We start from the raw sequence: 7378 nt of genomic DNA, 5'->3' as shown, positions 1-7378 counted from the left end.
CCGATTATTTGATGATTGGGATAACTTTATGTCATCTTTAATCAATGAGTTCAATAATCATACTAATGATTCCCTAGTTCAAGATATAGTAATCAGAGCGTTAGAAAGAAAGTCAGAAATGCCTAATGGATTTATTTTGGATCATTTGTTAGGTGAGCTAGGTTTGTTCCCATATGTAGATCTAGATAATTCACCAACGAAAGATAAAATTAGACAGAGTTTGTTTACAACACCTCAAGATGATGCAAAGACGTTTCATATTAGGCAGGCAGAAGTATTCCACCGGATCATGAATGGTGAAAACATAGTTCTTAGTGCTCCAACAAGTTTTGGAAAAAGTTTAATCATTGAGGCTTTGATCGCTAGTAATGAATTCAACAATTTAGTGATTGTCGTACCAACTATAGCTTTGATTGATGAGCTTAAGAAAAAATTATTCAAATACAACGCTCAATACAAAGTAGTCACACAAGTTGGTCAGCAACCTAGTGAAAGGAATATCTTTATTTTCACTCAAGAGAGGGTACTGGAGTATAAATCATTACCTTCTATAGATTTTTTCATTATAGATGAGTTTTATAAGTTAGCTCCTACAAGTAAGAGTGATGAGAGGTGTGATAGATTAAATCTTGCCTTCAGAGCACTGTATGGGAAATGCCAACGTTTTTATATGTTGGGTCCTAAAATTAATGGCTTGGTTTCGGGAATTACTGAGGAACTAAGATGTACTTTCCTAAAATTTGACTCATACGCTACGGTAGCAACAAATGAGGTTTTCTATCCATTGGAAACTAAGTCTAAAAAAGATGCGGACATCGATGTTGAAAGAGACGAAAAACTATTCAAAATCTTAAAAGATATAGGGCGAGATGAGCAGACTGTGATCTACTGTAAGTCCCCTAAAAGAGTTAGTTCATTGATGACTAGAATTTTGAATGCAGGGCTCTTGACTTCTGATGATACAAATAGCGATCTATCTGAGTGGCTTTCTGATAGTTTCCACAGCAATTGGTCGCTTGTTGACGGGGTGAAATATGGTATTGCTTTTCATCACGCTCAATTACCAAGAGCTGTCGGGGCATTGATTGTAGATCTTTTTAATGACTCAAAGATTAACATTCTGATTTGTACTTCAACTTTGATTGAGGGTGTTAATACAAATGCGAAAAACATTGTTATTTACGATGATTGTATTACAAGAAAGACAAAGTTAGACATGTTTACTTTTAATAATATTTCAGGGCGTTCTGGACGTATGTTTGAGCATTTCGTTGGGAATGTATTTATTTTTGGAGAAAGACCGCAACTAGAGTTACCTTACATTGATGTTCCGATTATATCCCAAAGTGATAATGCATCCGAATCATTGCTACTTCACTTAGGTGACGAAGTAAAAGTTGAAAATCAAAATAAAGTGCGAAAATTTTACGATCAAGAAGTTCTCCCTGTTCAACTTTTACTTAAACATCAAGGAATTAATCCTAATAAGCTGATTTCGTTTGCTGATGATTTAATTAAAAATTGTGGTGCTTGGAATAGAAAAATGTGTTGGGATAGCATTCACCCAAATGCAGAACAATTACGTCATCTATCCACGGTTATGTTTAAGTACTTCAATGTTTCTGCAATGGGCGGAGGAACCGTTAGGACTGAATTTCAGTTGTACCGAAAGTTAATTGACATAATCAATAAGGTAGACGATAAATCTCTTATTAATCAAGACTTTAATTTTTGGGGAAGAGACAATAAAGATTATACTATTGATGATGCTGTTCAATCAGTATTTAATTTCAAGAAAAACCTTGTGAATTACAATCTTCCAAAGATCATTTGTGCAATCAGTGATATTCAAGAGGTTATTTTTAAAAGGTTTGAATATTCTTATGGAGATTATAAGCCATTTGCAGTTTCGCTTGAAAATTTCTACTTACCTACTGCTATTAATTCACTGGAAGAGTTTGGTATTCCACATCAGGTAGCGAAGAAGGTTGTTGATCGAACTACGTTTTCAGATATCGATAATATTGATTCCGTGATTGGTGAGTTATCTAGATCACGTGAAGATTCATTTTCATATCTTACAGAATTTGAGAAAAATTTTGTAATAAAAGCAATGTCTTATATGTAAGCGAACAATTTTTTACCTGCTCCGAGTCTAATTGCTATGGGCAGGTAATATTTAATTGATGTGTGATCTTTAATTTCATTTATTTAACTTTTTATCGCTATTTTTATTTTTGCTAATAGAAGCAAGATTATAGTATTGAGTGTCATTGTCCACTGATGGACAACAGTGAGGAAACTGTGTCTATTACTCCTATATTAGTTAGTGGTAGCCCTGTTTATCTTAAATGTGTGTTAGCTTATTGGAGGTGAAAATGGCAATACCTGTCGTATTTGGTTCTTATCAATTTCGAACTAAAACAGCTGCAAAAGAATGTATTAGAAAGCGTATCTCAAATTATGACTTCGGAGATAAGTTGAATGATAACGATGAATTGTTTTTTTCCGAACTGTTTACACTCCATGATGAGCACCGAGAGAAAGTCGGGAGTGGGATATCGTTCATCAGTGTAGAAAGAGATTTTCATAACAATAAATCTTTATATATCAATAGAACAGATGGTTCTAAAATTGATATTAGCTGGGTTCATTGCGTACAACCCGCATCTGTAAAAACGGTAGTATCAGTAGCGTTTCGTCGGGCTGTTAAAGAGACTATTACACAGTTTAAATCGAACTGTATTAATGAAAACCTTCGTTGTCCAAAACTAGGGTTTACACTTGATTACAGCGATAGTCATGTAGTTTATGTCCAGCCAACATTTGAGCAGCTACTTTTCGAATTTTTGCAATTAGTTGGCCGAAATATAGAATCGATTGAACTTGTGAACCCTAGGCCTGATGACCGTGATCAACGCGGAATCATCAAGAGTCTCTCATTAACAAGTGCGTGGGTCGATTATCATCTGAAGCATGCTCATTTGGAACTGTGGAGCTCAGAGGCTAATTTAAAGAGGCAAACTAGTAAGTGATATAAGGATTGTTTCCGCTCTCTTCTGTCGAAGATTTTGTTTGATATGTCTTAATAAGGCAGAATAAACAGCTAAATTGGTGTGTATCATTAGTTACTACTTTTAAACGGAAAGCTGAGATTAGCATTAAAATTTTAGATGATCAGGATTAGCATTGGCTTGAATTGAAATTAGCATCAAATACAGGTGTATGATCAGGATTAGCATCACTTAATTGTCAGAATTAAATGAACATACTGATTTTAACGCCATATCGTTAGTTAGTCGATGCTAATTCTGATCTCTTGATGATAGTTTCTGTGCTGATTTTCACTTGTTTATAATTCATTGGAGGGAACCTGCCATAGTTAAGATCGCTATGGGTAGATAAATTGATGTTTATTTTTGGTTATTAACTTGAAAGTATCTAAGATCAGTCAAGAGTTGCATTCATCAATGAATGCATCCTATCTCATTGTATTTAATGAGTTTTGGTTAAGTTTCGTTAAGATCGATCATGGAGTTTTCATTTATATCTAATGGAGTTATGCCGATGTTGTTCATTGGCTATGAACTCAATAAGTGCGAATTTATTTAATATTAACATGAAGCGATCGGTGTTCGAGTAGATTTATGTTGTTGTATTATAAGGTTTTATTCTTGTATTTCTTAACGTAGATAAGTTAATTACATCATTGCAGGGACTGATCTTTAGAATGTTTTTTGTGAACGTTGTTAGCAGCTAGAACATACTAAGTAGAAGGAAGATTTTCCTTAACCTGATTTTCTCAACAACCTCCTTCCTAATTGTATGAATTTTGTCCATCTAAAGTCATCTGATGAAGTTTAGATATCAACCTTTAAAAGATTATGTGTTATTTGTAAATTTACCCCTTTGTTCGCTATTAAACTATTGATTATTAATTGAAACTCTATTCTAAAGGTTGCATTATAGGATGCTGAAGTTGCTTAGAATTACACAGGAAGCGCTATGTTTTTCATCAAATCAAGTAATCGTGGGAGGGCATTATGAGCAGGTATAACACCACTGAGCGTATCGGTATAAATGCAGTAGAAAGTGTTGTCGTAAGAAATCTAGGGTGGATATTTCGAGACCAACCTGTTTGCGACCAAGGCATAGACGCGCATATCGAAATTGTTAATGATGGAAACCCGACTGGAAAGTTGTTGGGTGTGCAGGTTAAGTCAGGAAGTAGCCATTTTAAAGAAACTGCTCAAGGGTATGTGTATTACGGTTCTATGGTTCACCTTGAATATTGGCTTTCGTATTCACTTCCTGTAATTCTTGTCGGTTACTTACCGGAAGATGATAAAGTTATTTGGGCACCAATTACCAAAGATTCGATTGAATACACCCCTAAAAATTGGAAAATCACAATTCCGAAAAATTGTATTCTTACTGAGGAATCAGGTGATTCTCTTAAGTATCTTGTGCAAGGGACATCTGAAGAAATTAAATATAGAAACTTGCTTTTAAATTTAGAGAACATGAAGTTTTTAGATAGAGGCGGGAGATTATTGATCTGTAAAGAAGACTGGATAAATAAAAGTCTAAGCCGAGGTCGGTTTGAGTTGATCAAGCAAGATAGCGACGGCAAAGAAGAAACAATTGTCTCTGATTTTCACTGGTATACGGGAATGTCTGTTGAGCAATTGGTCAATAACATCTACCCTTGGGCAGATGTAGGTATAGATGAAGAGTATTATGATATTAATGCAGATGAATCATTTTATTCCATGTATACAGATAGTTATAAAAACAATCATAAACTCTATCCATACACTGTTGAGTGTGGTGAAGTTGCTTTTTACAGGCTTGAATTATCTTTAAATACGCTTGGTAACTCATTTTTAAAGGTTGCTGAGTATATCGGAGAGTAGATATATAACACACATTAGGAGTGATTCACCACTCTTGGTACTTTTAACTTCGTTTGGTGATTATGGTGTTTAAATTGAACGGTGTGGAAGCGTGATTCATATCTTAATTGAAGCTAAAGTTTAAGGAGACAACCTATTGAAACAGAGTATTTTGTACACGGAAGAGCAAGTGCCAGCGTTTAAGTGTCCCTCATGTATTGTTGGCGACATGGTTCCTATTGGTGACTTGAGTTGTCGGCAGATCGTAGATGCTCGAACAGGAGGGGATGCTCGGGCATTACTTCGTTCTGACTTGATGTGCCAAAACAAAGAATGTGGAAATGTTGGGGTCATAGTCATGTCAGGCGAATCCTATTCTGATGACGAAGGTGGATATGAAATGTTGTTTACTCCGACATACGTAAGCCCAGCACCAAATTTTTTTACGTTAGATCGTAAATACCCATATAAAATACGAGCGCTTCTTGAGCTTGTTTTCTCATTGTTCTGGGTTGAGCAGTCTTCATGTGGAAACAAACTGAGAGTAGCAGTTGAAGAGTTGCTGACACAGTTGGGAGTTGATCAGTATCGAACAAAGAATGATGTTCCTCTTCTAAGTAAAAAAGGTTATCCCAAACCAATCCCTCTCCAAGAACGATTAGATCAATGTAAAAAAGCTGGGAAAGTTCATCGCAAGTGCATTCAAGCATTAGAGGCAATCAAGTGGTTAGGCAATGAATCTAGCCATAGTAGTGACGGTGTTTTTCAACATACTACTTACCAAGCTATCATGGTATTTGGTGCAGTATTAGAACAGGTCTACTTAGGTGTTGAATTGCCGAACGAGCTAGAGTTTTCAGTGAATAATGTCAACTTTTTCTATAACCCTAATGAACAACAAGTACGACCGAAAAAATAAACTTAGCAAACAGTTCAAGAATCATTCACCATACAATGCGGCGTCAGGACTAGTATGAACCTATACAGAACAATCGAAGAATATACGGAAATAAAAGAAGCTCTTGTGACTATGTGCGGTTTATTTCTTTTTGAATTCGATAAAGAGTCAGACTTAGAAGTAAAAGATATAATGTTACGAAACTTCTTGGCTAAATCGCTCATGAGTTTAAAGGGGGTGTTTGTACTTTGGGGAATCAAAAACTATCAGGATTGTTGGGCAATATATCGAGCACAAATGGATAGATTATTCCATCTTGAACATATAGCTAATCGAGATGAGTTCCAATTATTTGACGACTGGTCTATCTATAAACAAGCTCAAGCAAACAACTTAGCCAAAAGTGATAAAAGGTTTTCTTGTGAGCAGACATCGGAAGTATACTCCTTTGATAATTGCTACGCAGATAGGGTCAAATCACTTCTCAAATCACAACCTAAGTGGGTTAGACCTAAAGCAGAAAAAGTAGCAAAGGAAATGGGAATGGATTTTCTCTATAAATTCGGTTACGACCTTGCATCTATGCATGTACATCCAATGTCTAATGACGGTCAGCAGGACTATTTTACTGTTACAGGAATAGAGCCTTCGGTTGAATTTCCAACCCAGATCGCGGTTGTTCATAACTCAATACTTACTACCACAATGATTGCCCAAAACGTATTTAATTATAGCTCTCTTCGCTGGCGTAAGTTACTTTGGGATTTTATAGATCAAATTAGAGATGCAATAAATACGGGTAACAAAGATTATATGATCACGTATTTAAAGATTGCTGAACTGGCAAGGCAGAGTCAGAGGTTAGCTGCTAAGGACATCTAATGGAACGTACTTTTTCTGAGCTGTAGTATATGACTTAACTCAAATAGGTTTGACCCACTGTCTTGTTAGCTATATAGCTAACAAACCTAGGATATTTCATAATATTAACCATATGGCTAACAAAGAGGTTAGTGAACTATGGCTTACAGATATGAAATTGGACTAAAAATTAAGCTCGCACGTAATGATATGAAGTTGACACAGGTACAAGTGTCGGAGCTTACTAGGATTAATAAAACCACAATATCAGAAATTGAAAATGGCCGGTTTACCGGTTCATTCGATATATTTGAAAGGTTGTTAAATGCTGTTGATTTACAGTTTGAGGTTGTAGAAAAAACACATCAACTACCTGACTGGGATGAAGTCGAAGAGCTATTCGCAGAAGACGGTGGTGAATAATTTATACAAGTTAGCAGAGATTGATGTGTCTTCTTCAGACAGGCTACTTTCCAACTTCTCTACGGCTAATCACAGTGAGTTATAAACTAACGGCTCGCTTCTCTTTATTGTTGCCCACTGATGGACTACTGACCAGAAAAATCATTTTTATGAGCATCTGAGTTGGAGATAACTGCTATTCATAGAATTGAGAAAAGTCGTTTTTATGATCACCTAAAATTTGCATCTAGGCCTAGGTTGATCCGAATTAGTTTTAAATCAGACTAGTGTTGAGTGCATATTTCGGAGAATTCCGATCAGT

General features: G+C 35.7%; 6 protein-coding genes. All 6 read left to right on the top strand.

Features of this window, described 5'->3' with window-relative positions:
• A partial coding sequence (locus A142_RS04335; protein ID WP_019820668.1) for a DEAD/DEAH box helicase occupies positions 1-2128 on the top strand: 2128 nt, incomplete at its 5' end.
• Positions 2129-2378: 250 nt separating this feature from the next.
• Positions 2379-3035, top strand: a complete 657-nt coding sequence (locus A142_RS04330) for a DUF3223 domain-containing protein (RefSeq protein ID WP_019820665.1) — start codon at positions 2379-2381, stop codon at positions 3033-3035.
• A 1008-nt stretch (positions 3036-4043) separates the two neighbouring features.
• Positions 4044-4916, top strand: a complete 873-nt coding sequence (locus A142_RS04325) for a DUF4365 domain-containing protein (protein ID WP_019820664.1) — start codon at positions 4044-4046, stop codon at positions 4914-4916.
• Positions 4917-5052: 136 nt separating this feature from the next.
• Positions 5053-5814: a DUF4145 domain-containing protein gene (locus A142_RS04320; RefSeq protein ID WP_019820662.1), complete on the top strand. Its 762-nt coding sequence runs from the start codon at positions 5053-5055 to the stop codon at positions 5812-5814.
• A gap of 54 nt (positions 5815-5868) precedes the next feature.
• On the top strand, positions 5869-6675 hold the full coding sequence (locus A142_RS04315) for a DUF5677 domain-containing protein (protein ID WP_019820660.1): 807 nt from the start codon (positions 5869-5871) through the stop codon (positions 6673-6675).
• 138 nt (positions 6676-6813) lie between these two features.
• A complete protein-coding gene (locus tag A142_RS04310; RefSeq protein ID WP_019820658.1) occupies positions 6814-7077 on the top strand; it encodes a helix-turn-helix domain-containing protein in 264 nt (87 codons plus the stop codon).
• Positions 7078-7378 lie beyond the last annotated feature (301 nt).

Source organism: Vibrio splendidus 12E03 (assembly GCF_000272105.2).
Classification (GTDB): domain Bacteria; phylum Pseudomonadota; class Gammaproteobacteria; order Enterobacterales; family Vibrionaceae; genus Vibrio; species Vibrio splendidus_I.
Note: the sequence above shows the minus strand (reverse complement) of the source record. Positions and strands in the feature narration are given on the sequence as shown.